A 370-nucleotide genomic window follows, 5' to 3' on the forward strand; every position below is an offset into this window, starting at 1 on the left:
GCTTTCAGGCCCGGGTTCTTCAGCATGATCTTGAAGGCTTCGGTGACCTTCTCGGCGGTTGCGCCGCCGCCGACGTCCAGGAAGTTGGCCGGCTCGCCGCCGAACAGCTTGATGGTGTCCATGGTGGCCATGGCCAGGCCGGCGCCGTTCACCAGGCAGCCGATGTTGCCGTCCAGCGAGATGTAGGCCAGGTCGAACTTCGAGGCTTCGACTTCGGCCGGATCTTCTTCGTCCAGGTCGCGGTAGGCGACGATTTCCGGGTGACGGAACAGGGCGTTGGCGTCGAAGTTGAACTTCGCGTCCAGGGCGATGACCTTGCCCGAGCCGGTCAGGATCAGCGGGTTGATTTCAGCCAGCGAAGCGTCGGTTT

The 370-nt window shown here is 63.2% G+C and carries 1 pseudogene; it reads right to left on the minus strand.

Annotated elements, in window-relative coordinates:
- Nucleotides 1–370: pseudogene (sucC, locus tag KVT32_RS29095) on the minus strand (succinate--CoA ligase subunit beta); the annotation flags it as partial.

The organism is Achromobacter sp. GbtcB20 (assembly GCF_019091095.1).
Taxonomy (GTDB): Bacteria; Pseudomonadota; Gammaproteobacteria; order Burkholderiales; family Burkholderiaceae_B; genus Achromobacter; species Achromobacter mucicolens.